The sequence below is a fragment of the Arthrobacter crusticola genome, from assembly GCF_004357995.1.
In the GTDB taxonomy this organism is placed as follows: Bacteria; Actinomycetota; Actinomycetes; order Actinomycetales; family Micrococcaceae; genus Arthrobacter_D; species Arthrobacter_D crusticola.
Map to the genome: position 1 here is coordinate 755,502 of NZ_SMTK01000002.1, position 16,105 is coordinate 771,606.

Consider the following 16,105-nt stretch of genomic DNA (forward strand, 5'->3'; position numbering starts at 1 on the left):
AGCACCGCAGCACCCGCCCACCGGGCGCCGCCGAAAGGACGTCATGACCCGCAGCGTTTCCGAGCACCAGTTGGCGGTCGAACAGCTTCTTGGCGCCGGCGGCTACGCCCGCGCCGGGCGCGGAGGCGGTGCCGCGGAGTCCCTTCCGCTCACCGCGGCCCTCGGCCGGGTTCTGGCCGCGGACGTCCATGCACCGGTGGCCCTTCCTCCCTTCGATAACTCGCAGATGGACGGATACGCGGTGCATCTGCGCGATCTGGGGGACGGCCCGGCCGCGGCGGGAAATGGGGAGCCCGAGGGCCACCTGCGGCTGCACGTGGGGGCGCCCGTTCCCGCGGGCAGCTCCCCGCCGCCGCTCGAGCCCGGCACGGCCGTGCCGATCATGACCGGGGCGATGGTTCCCGCCGGCACCGGCGCCGTGGTGCCGATCGAGCGCGCAGACCCGCCGCGGTTCCCCGCCCTGTCCACGGGCGACGGCGGGCAACCCGTGGTGCAGCTGCCTGCCGGAACCCCTGCCGGCACTTTCATCCGGCGTGCCGGCAGCGACATCGCCGCCGGGGACCTGGCCCTGGAGGCCGGGACCCTGCTGGGCCCGGCGCAGCTGGGGTTGCTGGCTGCCTGCGGCCTGGCCGAGGTCGCCGTCCGCACGCCGTTCCGTGTCCTCCTGCTGTCCACCGGGGACGAAGTGACCGAGCCCGGCGGGCCGCTCGGGGACGGCCGGATCTACGACGCCAACACCACCCTGCTGGAGGCCGCCCTGCGGGACGCAGGCGCCGAGGTCCTCCGGACCCGGGTCCTCTCCGACGACCCGGAGAAGCTGCGCGAGGCACTCGACACCCCGCCCGCGGCGGAGATCCACCTGATCCTGACCTCCGGCGGCATCAGCCAGGGCGCCTACGAGGTGGTGAAGCAGGCCCTGTCCGGCAGCGGCGTCGAGTTCCCCGGAGTGGCGCTGCAGCCCGGCGGGCCGCAGGCCATCGGCACGCTCGGCGGGGTCCCGTTCCTCGGCTTTCCCGGCAACCCCGTCAGCGCCCTGGTGTCCTTCGAAATGTTCCTCCGCCCGGCACTGACGGCCCTGACCGGCGCACCCGCGCCGCGGGTTGCGCTTCCGGCGAGGCTCACTGCACCGGCGTCGTCCCCGGCCGCCAAGCACCAGGTCCGGCGCGGCCTGTACCGGGACGGGCGGGTCGAACTCATCGGAGGCCCCGGATCCCATCTGCTCAACGCCCTCGCCGGCTCCAACGCCCTCGTCCACTTCCCGGTCGGCCTCTCTGAGGCGGCCGCCGGTGACGAAGTGACCGTCTGGCTGATCGGCCCCGTCCCGCCGCCGGCACCCCCCGTGCCGGCCCCAACCCACCAGGAGCTGCCCTCATGACATCCAACGAACCCGCCGACGCGCCCGCGTTGTCCCATGTCCGGGCCGACGGCACCGCCCACATGGTCGATGTCTCCGCCAAGGCCGTGACGGCCCGCCAGGCGGTGGCGCAGTCGGTCCTTGAGACCAGCTCCCGGGTGGTCGCCATGATCACCGACGGGTCGCTGCCCAAGGGCGACGCCCTCGCCGTCGCCCGCGTCGCCGGGATTCTGGCCGCCAAGCAGACCTCCACCCTGATCCCGCTGTGCCACCCGCTGCCGATCAGCCGCGTCTCCGTCGACTTCACCGCCGACGCGGGGACCGTCACGGTGACGGCGCTGGTGAAGACGACCTCGGTGACCGGGGTCGAGATGGAGGCGCTGACCGCCGCCTCCATCGCCGCCCTGACCCTCTACGACATGATCAAGGCCGTCGACCCGCGCGCCGTGATCCGGGAGACGAAGGTGCTTTCGAAGACCGGTGGGAAGAGCGGAGACTGGAGCGTATGACCCCGCTGAGGAACGCCGCGGTGATTATCGCCTCGACCCGCGCCGCCGCCGGCACCTACCAGGACGAATGCGGCCCCCTCGTGGCCGGCTGGCTCCTCGAGCACGGCTTCGCCGTGCAGGACGCCGAGGTGGTGCCCGACGGGGAGGCCGTGGGCGCGGCGATCGGCCGGGCGCTGGCTGCCGGGCCGGCCGTGCTCATCACCAGCGGGGGCACCGGCCTGAGCGCCGACGACGCCACGCCGGAGCAGACCCTGCCCTACCTCGACCGGCAGCTGCCGGGCATCATGGAGGCGGCGCGCCGGGCGGGGGCCGACATGGTGCCCACCGCGGCCCTGAGCCGCGGGCTGGCCGGCACCGCGGGGCGCACCTTCGTGATCAACCTTCCTGGCTCACCCGGGGGAGTACGTGACGGCCTCGCCGTCCTCGAACCGCTCATCGGCCACATCTGTGCCCAGCTGGAAGGATTCCATGACCACCAGTGAAGTCGTCCGGGCCTACGTCTCGGACACGCCCATCACCCCCGAAGAGGCCCTGGCGGCCGTCGACTCCCCGCGGTGCGGCGCCGCGGTGTCCTTCAGCGGCGTCGTGAGGAACCACGACGGCGGGCGGGAGGTCACGTCGCTGAGCTACACCTCCCACCCCAGCGCCGAGCGGGTCATCGCCGAGGTCGCGGCCGAAATCGCCGCCCGGCACGACGGCGTCCGCCTCTGGGTGGCGCACCGGATCGGCCCGCTCGAAATCGGCGACCAGGCCCTCGTGGCTGCCGTCGCCGCCGCCCACCGCGGGGCGGCCTTCGCGGCCTGCTCGGAGCTCGTGGACGCCGTCAAGGAGCGCGTGCCGGTCTGGAAGGAACAGTTCTTCACCGACGGCACCGTGGAATGGGTCGGCGCCGGGTAGGAACAGTAGGCTGGGAGGCATGACGCAGGAACTCCCGGTTGCAGTGCTCGGCGCCTCGGGGCGCATGGGCTCCGAGGCGGTCGCCGCCATCCAGGCCGCGGAGGATCTCTCCCTCGTGGCGGCACTGGGCCGGGGGGATGACCTTGCCACCCTGGTCTCCTCCGGCGCCCGGGTGGTGCTCGACCTGACCGTGCCCGAAGCGACCTACGACAATGTCTGCTTCGCCGTCGAGCACGGCCTCCACGCCGTCGTCGGAACCACCGGCTGGACCCCCGAACGGCTCGACGGGCTGGGCGCCCTGCTCGAGCGCACCCCGTCCACCGGTGTGCTGATCGCCCCGAACTTCGCCCTTGGGTCGGTGCTGGCCACGGCGTTTGCCGCCCAGGCCGCCCGGTACTTCGAATCCGTCGAGATCATCGAACTCCACCACCCCGACAAGGTGGACGCCCCCTCGGGGACGGCCCTGCGCACCGCACAGCTCATCAGCGCCGCGCGCAGCGCGGCCGGAGTGCCCGCCGCCCCCGATGCGACCGCCGGCGGCCTCGCCGGGGCGCGGGGCGCGGACGCCGACGGCATCCCCGTCCACTCGGTGCGCCTGCGCGGGCTCACGGCCCACCAGGAGGTGCTGCTGGGCAGCCCGGGGGAGCAGCTGACCATCCGCCACGACTCCTTCGACCGCGCCTCCTTCATGCCGGGCGTCCTGCTCGGGCTTCGGAGCGTGGCCTCCCATCCCGGCCTCACGGTCGGCCTCGAGGGCTACCTCGACCTCGCAACCAACAAGGACCCCCATGCTTGAGACCTTCCGCCGTCACCGGGTAAAGATCGGCGTCGTTTTCGTCACCCTCCTGCTGGTGCTCTGGCTGGCCGTCACGTTCCAGCGCGGCGTCCTGCTGCTCGGCGACCCCTCACCGGTGGCTAAGGCCCTGGGCGCGGGGTACCTGTTCCTGCCGATCATCGGGGCCTGGGCCCTGATCCGCGAACTGCTCTTCGGCGCCCAGACGGAGCGCATGGCGAAGGTCCTCGAGGCCGAGGGCGGACTGCCCGTGGACGACCTGCCGCGCACCCCGGCCGGACGGATTGTCCGCGCCGCAGCCGACGAGCGCTTCCCGCAGTACCAGGCGGAGGTCGAGAACGACCCGGAGAACTGGCGCAGCTGGTTCCGGCTCTCCTGCGCCTACGATGCCGCCGGCGACCGCACGCGCGCCCGGAAGGCAATGCGCGACGCCGCCCGCCTGTTCCGCTGAGCCCGGGGGCCGGTCCGGCGCCGGGAAGGGGGGCAGGCCGGGCGACGCGCGCCCGGCGGCAACAGCACCTCCGGCGGCTTCGACGGGCCAGCGGCTGCCGGCCGCCCGGACCCCCCTTGACGCCCTGGGGCCCGCGGTGGGTCAGCGCCGGTCCGGACGCGACGCCGGATGCCCGCCGCTCCGGGCGGCCTGCGCTGCTCCCGAGGCGATCAGCTCGAGGGGGCCGCGGGCGTGGATCCGGTGGAACAGGATGCCCAGAGCCACGGCCACCAGTGCCTGGAACCAGAACACCGGAGCGGGATCAATCACGGGCTCCTGCTGATCGACCCAGCTCATGACGCAGATGTGGAGCGAATACAGGGTCAGGGTCATCGCCCCCGGCGCCGAGAGCGGAAGAAGCAGCTGCCGGTAGCGTCGGGTGACCAGCAGGCAGATCCCGGTCACCGCGGCGGCGGTCCCGGCCGTGTGCAGCAGGTCGAAGGGCGTCCCGGAATGCGGGGTGCTGACGGCCAGCCACCACCACGACCCGGTCTGGTCGAGGCGGCGCACACTTACCTGCAGCATCGCCTCAAGGGGATACCGGGCGCCATCCGGGGTCTGCAGCAGCGCGTCGAGGCCGCCGGCGGGGCCGAGCAGGTAACCGCTGGCCGCTTTCGCGGCAACGGCCGCGGCGGCCCCACCGAGGATCAACGCGGCCTGGACGCCCAGCCGGGCGAGGTCGAGGCGTCCGATCACCACGCCGATGAGGAGATAGCTCAGCCACTGCAGCGCCGGGTAGTACCCGGTGACGAAGACATCCGCCAGCAGGGCCGCCGGCTCAAGGAAGTGCTCCCAGACCGGATTCCCGTCGAGGGAGGGCGGATTGAGCGTCCCCTCGATCCAGGGGCGCAGGAGGAAGGCCGCGACGGGGGAGAGCAGCAGCCAGCCCGCCGCCCAGGCCGCAAGCACCGGCACCCGCAGGCCCAGGAAGGGAAGGGCCAGCAGGAACAGGATCCCGTAGTGGAAGAGGATGATGGCGATGTTCGTCTCCACGCCGCCGAGCACGAGCCCGACGCTGGCGATGATGAGGGCGCGCACGGCGATCCCGCGGCGGTCCTGCGAAAGGACCCCCGCCCGGTGCGGAGCGCTTCCGCCCGTCAGCAGGGCGAGCCCGATGCCGGCAACGACGGCGAACAGGGCGGAGGCCCGCCCGGTGAAGAGCAGCGCGATCCACGACGGTTCGGCCGTCCCGGGGACGTACAGGGGAAAGATGTGGGTACTCATCATTCCAAAAAGAGCAATGCCGCGGGCTGCATCGAGACCGGTCAGACGCCGTACGGCCGGGGAGGACACCATGCCACGATGGTCTCACAGCAGCCCGCCGCGTCGGGCATGCCTGCCGCGGCGGCGGGGGCCCGCCCTGCACCGCGCGGCCCGAGCAGGTAACGTTTTACCCATGGTTGAAACCCTCCCCTCAAACCCGTTCGGCACCCTGGTCACCGCAATGGTCACCCCGTTCACAGCCGATGGGGCGGTGGACCTCGACGGCGCCGCCGCCCTGGCATCGCGGCTCGTCGACGACGGCTGCGACGGCCTCGTCGTCTCCGGCACCACGGGAGAGACCTCAACCCTTGAGGACTCGGAGAAGGAGGACCTGTTCCGGGTCGTCGCCCAGGCCGTCGGCGGGCGGGCCCGGGTGATCGCCGGAACCGGCACCAACCACACTTCGCACTCGGTGGAGATGGCCCACCGCGCCGTCCGTGCCGGCGCCGACGCCCAGCTGGTCGTGACCCCTTATTACAACAAGCCGACCCAGGCCGGGGTCCTCGCGCACTTCACCGCCGTCGCCGACGCGACGGACCTGCCCATCATGGTCTACGACATCCCGGGCCGTTCCGGCATCCCCATTGCCACCGAGACGATGATCCGGCTGGCCGACCACCCGGCGGTCCTCGCACTTAAGGACGCCAAGGCCGACTTCGGCGAGGTGACGAGGGTGCTGGCCAACACGGACCTCGCCGTCTACTCGGGCGATGACGGCCTCACCCTGCCCTGGATGGTGGCCGGCGCCGTCGGCGTCGTCAGCGTCACCGCGCACGTGGCCACCGCGCAGTTTCGAGCGCTCGTGGACGCCGCCGCGGCCGGGGACTTCGCCACCGCCCGGCGGATTCACTTCGAGCTCGACCCGGTGATCCGCGCCGTGATGACCCACCTTCCCGGGGCGATCTCCGCCAAGGAGATCCTCCACCGCCAGGGCACCCTCGCGGGCACCGCCGTGCGCCTGCCGCTTGTGGCTCCGACTCAGGCGGAGCTTGAGCCGGTGTTCGCTGACCTCGCCGAGGCCGGGTGGGACCTCCCGCCGGCCGCGCCCTCGCAGGCCGCGGGAGCGCGCGCATGAGCCCCACCGCACCGCTGGTCCCGGTGCCCGCGCTGGCCGAGGGAACCCTCCGGATCGTCGCTCTCGGAGGCCTCGGGGAGATCGGCCGCAACATGACCGTGTTCGAACTGAACGGCAAGCTGCTCATCGTCGACTGCGGGGTGCTCTTCCCGGAGGAGCACCAGCCCGGCGTCGACCTGATCCTGCCGGACTTCTCCTACCTCGAGGGCCGGCTGGACGACGTCGTCGGCCTCGTCCTGACCCACGGCCACGAGGACCACATCGGGGCGGTGCCCTACCTGTTGCGGCTCAAGGAGGACATCCCGCTCATCGGGTCCCAGCTCACCCTGGCCCTGATCGAGGCGAAGCTGCAGGAACACCGCATCCGCCCCTACACCCTCACGGTGTCCGAGGGGCAGATCGAGCAGTTCGGCCCCTTCGAGTGCGAGTTCGTCGCGGTGAACCACTCAATCCCCGACGCGCTGGCAGTGTTCATCCGCACCGGGGCCGGGAACGTGCTTCACACCGGCGACTTCAAGATGGACCAGCTTCCCCTCGACGGGCGCATCACCGACCTGCGCGCCTTCTCCCGCCTGGGGGAGGAAGGCGTCGACCTGTTCCTCGTCGACTCGACCAACGCCGACGTGCCCGGATTCACCGCCGCTGAGCGGGAGATCGGGCCGGTCCTCGAGCGGCTGTTCGCCGACGTCCGCAAGCGGATCATCGTGGCCTCCTTCTCCTCCCACGTGCACCGGGTCCAGCAGGTCCTCGACGCCGCACAAGCCCACGGACGCTTCGTCTGCTTCGCCGGGCGCTCCATGGTGCGCAATATGGGCATCGCCGCCCGGCTGGGCTACCTCCGGGTGCCCGAGGGCATCCTCGTCGACCTCAAGGACGTCGATAACCTGCCCGACGACAAGGTGGTGCTGATGTCCACCGGATCCCAGGGCGAGCCCATGGCGGCCCTGTCCCGGATGGCCAACGGCGACCACCGCATCACAGTGGGCCCGGGCGACACGGTGATCCTTGCGTCCTCCCTCATTCCCGGCAACGAAAACGCGGTCTTCCGGGTCATCAACGGTTTGCTGAAACTCGGCGCGGACGTTGTCCACAAGGGCAACGCCCGGGTCCACGTCTCCGGCCACGCGGCGGCTGGTGAGCTGCTCTACTGCTACAACATCCTGAAGCCGCGCAACGTGATGCCGGTCCACGGGGAGACCCGCCACCTCATCGCCAACGGCCGGCTCGCCGAGCTGACCGGGGTGCCGGCGGAAAACGTCCTCCTGGCCGACAACGGCTCCGTCATCGACCTCGTCGATGGGAAGGCCCTCACGGTCGGCGCCGTGGAGTGCGGCTTTGTGTATGTCGACGGGTCCAGCGTCGGTGAGATCACCGACGCCGACCTCAAGGACCGCCGCATCCTCGGCGAGGAGGGGTTCATCTCCATCGTGGCCGTCGTCAACCGCACCACCGGCAAGATCGTCTCCGGCCCCGACATCCACGCCCGCGGCTTCGCCGAGGACGACTCGGTGTTCGACGAGATCACCGGCAAGCTCAACGCCGCCCTGGAAGAGGCGGTGCGCAGCAATATCGACCACACCACCTACCAGCTCCAGCAGGTGGTGCGCCGGGTCATCGGCACCTGGGTGAATCGCCGGTACCGCCGCCGCCCGATGATCATTCCGGTGGTTCTGGAGGCCTGACCCGGCGCAAGGTCCCGCTCCGCGGCCGCGGCGCCGGGGGTCCCTGCCTGACCCAAAAACCGCGTATATTCCGGGAAACGCGGGCCCCGTCCGGTACCGTAGCAGTATGGCGACTCGTACTTCCCCTGCCCCGCGGGGCCCCCAGCGGTCGCGCGGCAAGGCCGCACCCGCAGGACGCTCAACGTCGGGCCGGGGTTCCTCCAGCGCCAGGACGCAGACCACCAAGGCTCTCGCGGTACCGGAGGATGACCGGCCGCCGCTTCCCGTGCGCGCCGTGCGCGGGGCCTGGCTGGGCGTCGCCCGGATGACCGGCGCGGGCGTCCGGAAGTTCGGCCACGAGGTCCACCCGGAGCGCGAACTGCGCCGGGACGGCACCGGATTCTTCCTGCTCCTGCTGGCCGTGGCCGTCGCCGCCGTCGAGTGGTGGGCACTCAAGGGCCCGGTCGCTGACGTCATCCATGCCGTCGCCGGCGGAACCTTCGGCTGGATGGCGCTGCTGATCCCCTTCCTGCTCGGGATCGGCGCGGTGCGCCTTTTCCGCTACCCCGAGGCGCACCGGGCCAACAACCGGATCGCCATCGGCCTGCTGATCCTCCTGTTCGCCGGTTCGGGCATCTCCCACCTCGTCGGCGGACAGCCGGGCCTCTCCGCGGGCCTGCCGCTGCTCTGGCGTGCCGGGGGAGTCGTCGGCTTCCTGGTGGCCGGTCCGCTCAGCTCCGTGCTCACACCCTGGCCGGTGGGCGTCCTGCTTGGTTTCGCCGTCTTCGTGAGTCTGCTGATTATCACCGCCACGCCCTTCCGCCACATCCCCGACCGGCTCCGGAGCCTGTACGAGCACCTGATGGGCCAGGACCTGATCGACGCCGCCGACCGTGACGGCCACGACCAGAGTTACCTCTACGAGGCGCACGGCTCGACTGCCGTCAAGCCGAAATCGAAGCGCAAGGACCGCCAGACCAGGAACCGGGGCGACGATCCGGCCGACGATCCCTCCTCCGACGGATTCGTCGGCGACGAGGCGTTCGAGCGCGCCCTGATCGAGGACGAGGAACGCAAGGCCCGCGAGGCCGAGCGGCAGATCCCCGCCGGCGTGCGCCGCCCCACCCAGCAGGAACTCGCAACCGAAAAGATCAAGCGCGCCCAGGGCCTGGGAGACGAGCCCGCGGGCGAACCCGCCACCGAGGCGATCGACGTCGTGCCGGCCGCCAAGGCCCTGATCGTCCCCTCCACCCCCGTCCAGCCGCAGACCCCGCCCTCGCCGATCCCGCAGCGCACCGAGCAGCTCCAGCTGGCCGGGGACGTCGCCTACACCCTGCCCCCCTCGGACTACCTCCCGGCGGGCACCCCGCCCAAGGAGCGCTCGGAGGCCAACGACGCCGTCGTCGCCGCCCTGACGCACACCCTCGAGCAGTTCAACGTCGACGCGAAGGTCACCGGCTTCTCCCGCGGCCCCACGGTCACCCGGTACGAGATCGAACTCGCCTCGGGCACCAAGGTGGAGCGGGTGACCGCCCTGTCGAAGAACATCTCCTATGCCGTCGCCAGCTCGGACGTGCGCATCCTGTCGCCGATCCCCGGCAAGTCGGCGATCGGCATCGAGATCCCGAACACCGACCGCGAGACCGTCTCCCTCGGGGACGTGCTGCGCTCGGGAAACGCCCGCAAGACCGAACACCCGATGGTGATGGGCGTGGGCAAGGACGTCGAGGGCGGCTTCGTCGTCGCGAACCTCGCCAAGATGCCCCACCTGCTCGTCGCCGGCGCCACCGGCGCGGGCAAGTCCTCCTTCGTGAACTCCATGATCACCTCGATCCTGATGCGGGCCACCCCCGACGAGGTGCGCATGGTCATGGTCGACCCCAAACGCGTCGAGCTCACCGCCTACGAGGGCGTGCCGCACCTGATCACCCCGATCATCACCAACCCCAAGAAGGCCGCCGAGGCCCTGCAGTGGGTGGTCCGCGAGATGGACACCCGCTACGACGACCTCGCCAACTACGGGTTCAAGCACATCGACGACTTCAACAAGGCCGTCCGCAACGGCAAGGTCCTCCCGCCCGAGGGCTCCAAGCGCGTGGTGCGTCCCTACCCGTACCTGCTCGTGATCGTGGATGAGCTCGCCGACCTGATGATGGTCGCCCCGCGCGACGTCGAAGACTCAATCGTGCGCATCACCCAGCTGGCCCGCGCCGCCGGCATCCACCTGGTCCTCGCCACCCAGCGGCCCTCCGTCGACGTCGTCACCGGCCTGATCAAGGCGAACGTGCCGTCGAGGATGGCGTTCGCCACCTCCTCGGTCACCGACTCCCGCGTGGTGCTCGACCAGCCCGGCGCCGAGAAGCTCATCGGCCAGGGCGACGCCCTGTTCCTGCCGATGGGGGCCTCCAAGCCGATGCGCGTCCAGGGTGCCTGGGTGACGGAGTCCGAAATCCACCGCGTGGTGGAGCACGTCAAGGGCCAGCTCGGGGCGGTGTACCGGGAGGACGTCGCCGTCGAGGCGCCCAAGAAGCAGATCGACGACGACATCGGAGACGACCTCGAGGTGCTGCTGCAGGCCACCGAGCTGGTGGTGACGACCCAGTTCGGGTCGACCTCGATGCTCCAGCGCAAGCTGCGGGTCGGCTTCGCCAAGGCAGGCCGGCTCATGGATCTGCTCGAGTCCCGCGGCGTCGTGGGCCCCTCGGAGGGCTCCAAGGCCCGCGACGTGCTCGTCAAACCGGACGACCTCGCCCCGGTGCTCGCCGCCATGCGCGGCGATGAAGGCGCCGCCGTGCCGCAGGCGCCCGCTCCCGCTCCCGCACCGGCCGCGTCCCCCGTCGACCTCGTGGCCGACGACCTCGCAGCGCGCTCCCAGGCGGTCGAATGGAACGACGGAATCGACGATGCCGACGAGGACGGCGAAGACGCCTGGAGCCTCACGGGAAGGTAGCCTTATCGCGTGATGAACACCCCAGCCAAAGAAGTGCCCGTTCTGAATATCGCGAACATCCTCACCGTCGTGCGGATCGTGCTCGTCCCCTTCTTCGTCTGGTTCCTCGCCGCCGATGAAAGCACGGGCGGGCTGTTCCGCTGGCTTGCTGTGATCACCTTCGCCGTGGCGATCTACACCGACAAGCTCGACGGTGACCTCGCGCGCAGCCGCGGGCTGATCACCGACTTCGGGAAGATCGCCGACCCGATCGCCGACAAGCTGCTGATCGGCTCGGCGCTGATCATGCTCTCGATCCTCGGCGAGCTCTGGTGGTGGGTCACCATCGTGATCCTCGCCCGCGAAGTGGGCATCACCCTGCTGCGTTTCGCCGTGATCCGCTACGGCGTCATGCCGGCCTCGCGCGGGGGCAAGCTCAAGACCGTCGTCCAGACAGCGGCCATCCTGGTCTTCCTCCTCCCATTCGCCAGCACCCCCGGCGCCTGGGGCTGGTGGATCGCAGCGGCCTTCATGGCGGCGGCCCTGGTGATCACCGTGGTGACCGGCCTCGACTACATCCGGCAGGCCGTACAGCTGCGTGCCACGGCCCGCTCCAACGGTCAGCAGTGAACGCTGTCGACGTCGTCGCGGCCGCCCTGGCCGCCCGCGTCACCGTCGGGACCGCCGAGTCCCTGACCGCCGGGCAGGTGGCGGCGGCATTGGCCGACGTGCCGGGAGCGTCCGGAGCGCTGCGCGGCGGGATCGTCGCCTACGCCAACGGCGTCAAGCGGGACGTGCTCGGAGTCGATGCGGCGCTCCTTGAGTCCGTTGGCTCCGTGGATCCGGCCGTCGCCGCCCAGATGGCCGAGGGGGCCCGCCGGGTGCTCGACGTGGATGCCGCCGTCTCCACCACCGGAGTGGCGGGGCCCGCCCCGCACGACGGCCAGCCGGTGGGCACCGTTTTCATCGCCGTGGCTACCGCGGGCGGGACCGAGGTGCGACGGTTCGGCTTCCCCGGCGGGAGGGACTCCGTCCGGGCGGCGTCATGCGGGGCCGCCCTGGAACTGCTCGGCGGGGCCATCCTAAGGGAACAAATGTGAAGACACACTAGTTATCAATACAGCGAGCCGTTGATAAGGTTGACGACTCAGGCCCAAGAAGCTCGGGCCGGACCGACTATGCATTCTCCGCTTCCCGGCGGGTCCGCATTTATGAGGGAGCAAGGCGATACAGATGGTAAGACAACCCGTATCCGTAAACGGCGTGGTCCGTTGGCGCGATGTGGGGTTGGCAGATGACGCACAACGCAAGCCTAAGGAGCGCAAAATGGTCGTACTACGCCATGAGATCGGAGACGTCCTCCGGGACGTCCGCCAGCGCCAGGGCCGTACGCTGCGTGAAGTCTCCCACAGTGCGAGGGTTTCCCTGGGTTACCTGAGCGAAGTGGAGCGCGGCCAGAAGGAAGCGTCATCTGAACTCCTCTCATCAATCTGCAGCGCGCTGGACGTACCACTGTCCACGATGCTGCGGGAGGTCAGCGACCGGCTCGCGGAGGCGGAAGGTGTTTCGGTACCGGACACCGTCCCGCAGGAATTCTCCCGCGAGTTCGAGAACAACATCCCCGACGATTTCACCGAAAACTTCCGCAGGGGCCTGGCGGCGACGAACCGCTAGGCAGCAGCGATCCCCCCAAGGACCCGCCCACCGGCGGGTCCTGCTGCTTTTAAGGCGCGGTGGCAGTCCGCCGGAATGCGGCCCTTCCCGGGGCCGCGGCCGCCTGCGCGCAGGGACCTACCAGTTGTCCTTGGCGTAGGTCGCGTTGAGCTGGGCGATCAGATGGCCGAGCTGTTGAAGGTCCGAAACGTCCCAGTCGGCCATCAGCTCGTGGAAGGCCTGCTTGCGGGCGGTTTGGGCGTTCACCAGCTGCTGCGTGCCCGCCGGCGTCAGCGAAATGGCCTGCGCGCGGCCGTCGAGCGGATCCGCCTCCTTGTGCACGAGGCCGAGCTGTTCGAGCATGGCGATCTGCCGGCTGACCGACGGTTTGCCCACTCCGACGCTCGCGGCGATGTCGGTGAGCCGCATCGAGCCTTCCTGCTGCAGGATGACAAGGAGACCGTAGGCGGCCGGCTCCATCTCAGGGTGCACCCGGCGGGCCACCTTGTAGGAGTTGGACCGGGCGCGCCTCCAGAGCATACTGAGTTGCTGCTCAAGCGCCACGATGGCGGAATCCACTGCGGCGTCGGTACTGCTGAGGTCAGGGGTCATACCGCTTATTCTATGGTTCGCGGTCCCTCAAGCCGCCCCGCAGTGGGTAACGGATCGGAAACCTCCCGCTTCTGCACACCGGAAATCCGGATGCATCCGCCTGCCCGGTTGGGGCATCCTGTAGGAACAGCAACGACAAAGGATAGAAAATGCGGCTCAGCGACTTCTGGCGGCTGATGGACGACGAGTTCGGCGCCCACTACTCACGGAGCCTGGCGGGTGATCTCGTGATCGGCGAATTGGGGGACCGGACCGCCCTCGACGCACTGCGTGCGGGCATCGACCCCCGGCGGGTATGGGAGGCGGTCTGCACGGTGCAGGACGTACCGCGCGAGCGGTGGCTGGGGCGCGATCTCAAGCCTCGAGCCCGCAGCCGGGCCGAATAGGACACGCCGGCAGTCCACCCAATTCATTCGAATATCTGTTCGGATGGAGATATGCTTGGAGGACGGGTCCTGCCGGTTTTTTCACATACCGGGCGGCCTCCCAAGACTGTCAGAGCCGGCCGGTAGGGTCGGAACGAACATGCAAACAGCCCGCGGGGTTTCGCAAGCCCAGGGCACAATCAACCGAGGTGAACAATGGCTGCACCAGCCGATCGTGAGAAGGCCCTCCAGGCTGCCCTCGCGCAGATTGACAAGCAGTACGGCAAGGGCTCCGTCATGCGGCTTGGCGATGAGATCCGGGCGCCGATCGAAACGATTTCCACCAGCTCGATCGCCCTTGATGCCGCACTCGGCATCGGCGGACTGCCCCGCGGCCGCGTCGTCGAGATCTACGGGCCCGAGTCCTCGGGTAAGACCACGGTTGCCCTGCACGCGGTGGCCAGCGCCCAGCGCAACGGCGGCATCGCGGCCTTCATCGACGCCGAGCACGCCCTCGACCCCGAGTACGCGAAGAAGCTGGGGGTGGACACCGATGCACTCCTGGTGTCCCAGCCCGACACCGGCGAGCAGGCGCTCGAGATCATGGACATGCTCGTTGGATCCGGATCCATCGACATCGTGGTCATCGACTCCGTGGCGGCACTGGTTCCCCGCGCGGAAATCGAAGGCGAGATGGGCGACAGCCACGTGGGCCTCCAGGCCCGGCTCATGAGCCAGGCCCTCCGCAAGATCACGGGCCGGCTGAGCCAGACCAAGACCACCGCCATCTTCATCAACCAGCTCCGCGAGAAGATCGGCGTGTTCTTCGGCAGCCCCGAAACAACCACCGGCGGCAAGGCTCTGAAGTTCTACGCCTCGGTCCGCATCGATGTCCGCCGGATCGAAACCCTCAAGGAGGGCGTCAACCCCGTCGGTAACCGCACCCGCGCCAAGATCGTCAAGAACAAGATGGCCCCGCCCTTCAAGCAGGCCGAGTTCGACATTCTCTACGGACACGGCATCTCCCGTGAGGGCGGACTGATCGATGTGGGCGTCGAGAACGGGCTGGTCAAGAAGTCCGGCGCCTGGTTCACCTACGACGGCGACCAGCTGGGCCAGGGCAAGGAAAATGCCCGCAAGTTCCTTATCGACAATCCGGACCTCGCCGATGAGCTGGAGCGGAAGATCCGCGTCAAGCTCGGGATCGACGAGCAGCCCGAAGAGCATGAGGACGGACCCAAGCTGAAGGCCGTCGGCGGAGAGTAGCCGCCGTGGCAGGACGTGGATCCTGGGGGCGGCCGGCCGACGGTTCGCCGCCCTCAGGTGAGTCCTCGTTCGGGTCCTCGTCCGGTAGGTCCTCGTTGGGTAAGTCGTCATTTGGGTCTTCGTCGGGTAAGTCGTCGTTCGGGTCCTCCTCGGGTAAGTCGCCATTTAAGTCTTCGTCGGGTAGGTCGTCATTTGGGTCTTCGTCGGGCAAGTCGTCGTTCGGGTCTTCGTCGGGTAAGTCCTCGTTCGGGTCCTCCTCGGGTAAGTCCTCGTTCGGGTCCCCGACCGGCGAGCCGTCTTTCGGCGGGCAAGGGGCACGGCCGCGCCGCCGGCGGAAGGCTGAGCGGGAGGCCGAGGACGCGGCCTTCGGACCCGTCGTCGGCCGCTCCGCCGACCTCCCGCCCGAACCGGACGAACACACACCCGGCTCGTGGGACACCCCTGGTCCCGGGTACGCCGACGGCGCACCCGGTGAAGCCGGCGGGTCCAGAACCGGCAGAGCGGGGCCCGGCAGGGCCACCACCGGTGGCCGCGGACGTTCGCGGCGCCCCCGCACCGGAGGAGGCGCGGCCGGGGAGCCGTCATTCGACGACCCCGCGGTTGAACCGCCCTCGTCCGGGGAGTCCACGCCGGCAGAACCCGCGCCGGGGGAGAGCCGGTCCGGGCATTCTCCCGATGCGTCGGACCCGCTCGCCCTGGCACGCTCGATCGTGCTGCGCCAGCTCACCATGGGCCCCCGCAGCCGTCACCAGCTGGCCGTGAAGCTCGCCGAGCGGGGCGTGCCCGAGGAATCCGCCACCGCGGTCCTTGACCGCTTCGAAGAGGTCCAGCTCATCGACGACGCCGAGTTCGCCCGGATGTGGGTCCGCAGCCGCTCCGCCACCCGTTCACTGGCCCGATCCGCGCTGAAACGGGAACTCGCCGAGAAGGGAGTCGACCCGGCCCTCGCCGAGGACGCCCTCGCCCAGGTTAGTGACGACGACGAGCGCGACGCCGCACGCGAACTGATCCACCGGAAGATGCGGCAGGGAGTCGACCTCTCGGACCGCTCCGCGCGGGACAAGGAGGTCCGCAGGCTCGTCTCAATGCTCGCGCGGAAGGGCTACGCACCCGGCCTGGCCTTCGCCCTGGTCAAGGACGCCCTCGACGGGCAGGACACCGCCTTCGGATAACGCCGCCAGGGCGTCCTCCTGTGCCCCTCCCGCCGGGTGAACCCTGTCCGCCGGCGCGGGATTGTG

General features: G+C 70.1%; 17 protein-coding genes. 15 read left to right on the forward strand and 2 right to left on the reverse strand.

Annotated elements, in window-relative coordinates; translation table 11 throughout:
- Positions 1-43 precede the first annotated feature (43 nt).
- Genes E2F48_RS07395 through E2F48_RS07420 form a run of 6 tightly spaced genes read left to right on the forward strand, consistent with a single transcriptional unit; the run spans position 44 to position 4,004 of the window.
- Positions 44-1,375: a molybdopterin molybdotransferase MoeA gene (locus E2F48_RS07395; protein ID WP_133403316.1), complete on the forward strand. Its 1,332-nt coding sequence runs from the start codon at positions 44-46 to the stop codon at positions 1,373-1,375.
- A complete protein-coding gene (gene moaC / locus E2F48_RS07400) occupies positions 1,372-1,863 on the forward strand; it encodes a cyclic pyranopterin monophosphate synthase MoaC (protein WP_133403317.1) in 492 nt (163 codons plus the stop codon). The genes E2F48_RS07395 and moaC overlap by 4 nt, the downstream gene beginning before the upstream one ends.
- Entirely contained in the window at positions 1,860-2,345 is a 486-nt protein-coding gene (locus E2F48_RS07405; protein ID WP_133403318.1) for a MogA/MoaB family molybdenum cofactor biosynthesis protein, read from the forward strand. The genes moaC and E2F48_RS07405 overlap by 4 nt, the downstream gene beginning before the upstream one ends.
- A complete protein-coding gene (locus tag E2F48_RS07410) occupies positions 2,332-2,760 on the forward strand; it encodes a molybdenum cofactor biosynthesis protein MoaE (RefSeq protein WP_133403319.1) in 429 nt (142 codons plus the stop codon). The genes E2F48_RS07405 and E2F48_RS07410 overlap by 14 nt, the downstream gene beginning before the upstream one ends.
- A gap of 19 nt (positions 2,761-2,779) precedes the next feature.
- Complete coding sequence (gene dapB, locus E2F48_RS07415) at positions 2,780-3,556, forward strand: 4-hydroxy-tetrahydrodipicolinate reductase (protein WP_133403320.1); 777 nt, start codon at positions 2,780-2,782, stop codon at positions 3,554-3,556.
- Positions 3,549-4,004, forward strand: coding sequence for a tetratricopeptide repeat protein (locus E2F48_RS07420; RefSeq protein ID WP_120166591.1), 456 nt, complete (start codon positions 3,549-3,551; stop codon positions 4,002-4,004). Before dapB ends, E2F48_RS07420 begins: the two co-directional genes overlap by 8 nt.
- A 141-nt stretch (positions 4,005-4,145) precedes the next feature.
- On the opposite strand, the gene E2F48_RS07425 is transcribed toward E2F48_RS07420, so the two are convergent.
- Positions 4,146-5,339, reverse strand: a complete 1,194-nt coding sequence (locus E2F48_RS07425) for a heparan-alpha-glucosaminide N-acetyltransferase domain-containing protein (protein WP_133403321.1) — start codon at positions 5,337-5,339, stop codon at positions 4,146-4,148.
- Positions 5,340-5,439: 100 nt separating this feature from the next.
- On the opposite strand from E2F48_RS07425, the gene dapA reads away from it, so the two are divergent.
- The 6 genes from dapA to E2F48_RS07455 all read left to right on the forward strand — a co-directional run bounded on the left by dapA (position 5,440) and on the right by E2F48_RS07455 (position 12,645).
- Positions 5,440-6,381, forward strand: coding sequence for a 4-hydroxy-tetrahydrodipicolinate synthase (gene dapA, locus E2F48_RS07430; protein WP_133403322.1), 942 nt, complete (start codon positions 5,440-5,442; stop codon positions 6,379-6,381).
- The gene (locus E2F48_RS07435) at positions 6,378-8,063 is read left to right on the forward strand and encodes a ribonuclease J (protein ID WP_133403323.1); all 1,686 of its coding nucleotides are present in this window, start codon (positions 6,378-6,380) and stop codon (positions 8,061-8,063) included. The genes dapA and E2F48_RS07435 overlap by 4 nt, the downstream gene beginning before the upstream one ends.
- A gap of 106 nt (positions 8,064-8,169) precedes the next feature.
- Positions 8,170-10,992 (forward strand): FtsK/SpoIIIE family DNA translocase, encoded by a 2,823-nt coding sequence (locus tag E2F48_RS07440; RefSeq protein ID WP_133403324.1) that lies wholly within the window; start codon positions 8,170-8,172, stop codon positions 10,990-10,992.
- Between the two features lie 12 nt (positions 10,993-11,004).
- Positions 11,005-11,601: a CDP-diacylglycerol--glycerol-3-phosphate 3-phosphatidyltransferase gene (gene pgsA, locus E2F48_RS07445; RefSeq protein ID WP_133403434.1), complete on the forward strand. Its 597-nt coding sequence runs from the start codon at positions 11,005-11,007 to the stop codon at positions 11,599-11,601.
- A complete protein-coding gene (locus tag E2F48_RS07450) occupies positions 11,598-12,071 on the forward strand; it encodes a CinA family protein (RefSeq protein WP_133403325.1) in 474 nt (157 codons plus the stop codon). Before pgsA ends, E2F48_RS07450 begins: the two co-directional genes overlap by 4 nt.
- 133 nt (positions 12,072-12,204) lie before the next feature.
- Complete coding sequence (locus tag E2F48_RS07455; protein WP_133403326.1) at positions 12,205-12,645, forward strand: helix-turn-helix domain-containing protein; 441 nt, start codon at positions 12,205-12,207, stop codon at positions 12,643-12,645.
- Between the two features lie 117 nt (positions 12,646-12,762).
- Here the strand turns inward: E2F48_RS07455 and E2F48_RS07460 are convergent, their stop codons facing one another.
- Entirely contained in the window at positions 12,763-13,236 is a 474-nt protein-coding gene (locus E2F48_RS07460) for a MarR family winged helix-turn-helix transcriptional regulator (RefSeq protein WP_133403327.1), read from the reverse strand.
- 149 nt (positions 13,237-13,385) lie between these two features.
- Here E2F48_RS07460 and E2F48_RS07465 point away from each other — a divergent pair, with 149 nt between their 5' ends.
- The 3 genes from E2F48_RS07465 to E2F48_RS07475 all read left to right on the forward strand — a co-directional run bounded on the left by E2F48_RS07465 (position 13,386) and on the right by E2F48_RS07475 (position 16,039).
- Positions 13,386-13,622, forward strand: a complete 237-nt coding sequence (locus E2F48_RS07465; protein WP_120166575.1) for a DUF3046 domain-containing protein — start codon at positions 13,386-13,388, stop codon at positions 13,620-13,622.
- Between the two features lie 195 nt (positions 13,623-13,817).
- Positions 13,818-14,867 carry a recombinase RecA gene (gene recA, locus E2F48_RS07470; RefSeq protein ID WP_133403328.1) on the forward strand — a complete coding sequence of 350 codons (1,050 nt, stop codon included), beginning with the start codon at positions 13,818-13,820 and terminating at the stop codon, positions 14,865-14,867.
- Positions 14,868-15,595: 728 nt separating this feature from the next.
- Positions 15,596-16,039 (forward strand): regulatory protein RecX, encoded by a 444-nt coding sequence (locus E2F48_RS07475; protein WP_133403435.1) that lies wholly within the window; start codon positions 15,596-15,598, stop codon positions 16,037-16,039.
- Positions 16,040-16,105 lie beyond the last annotated feature (66 nt).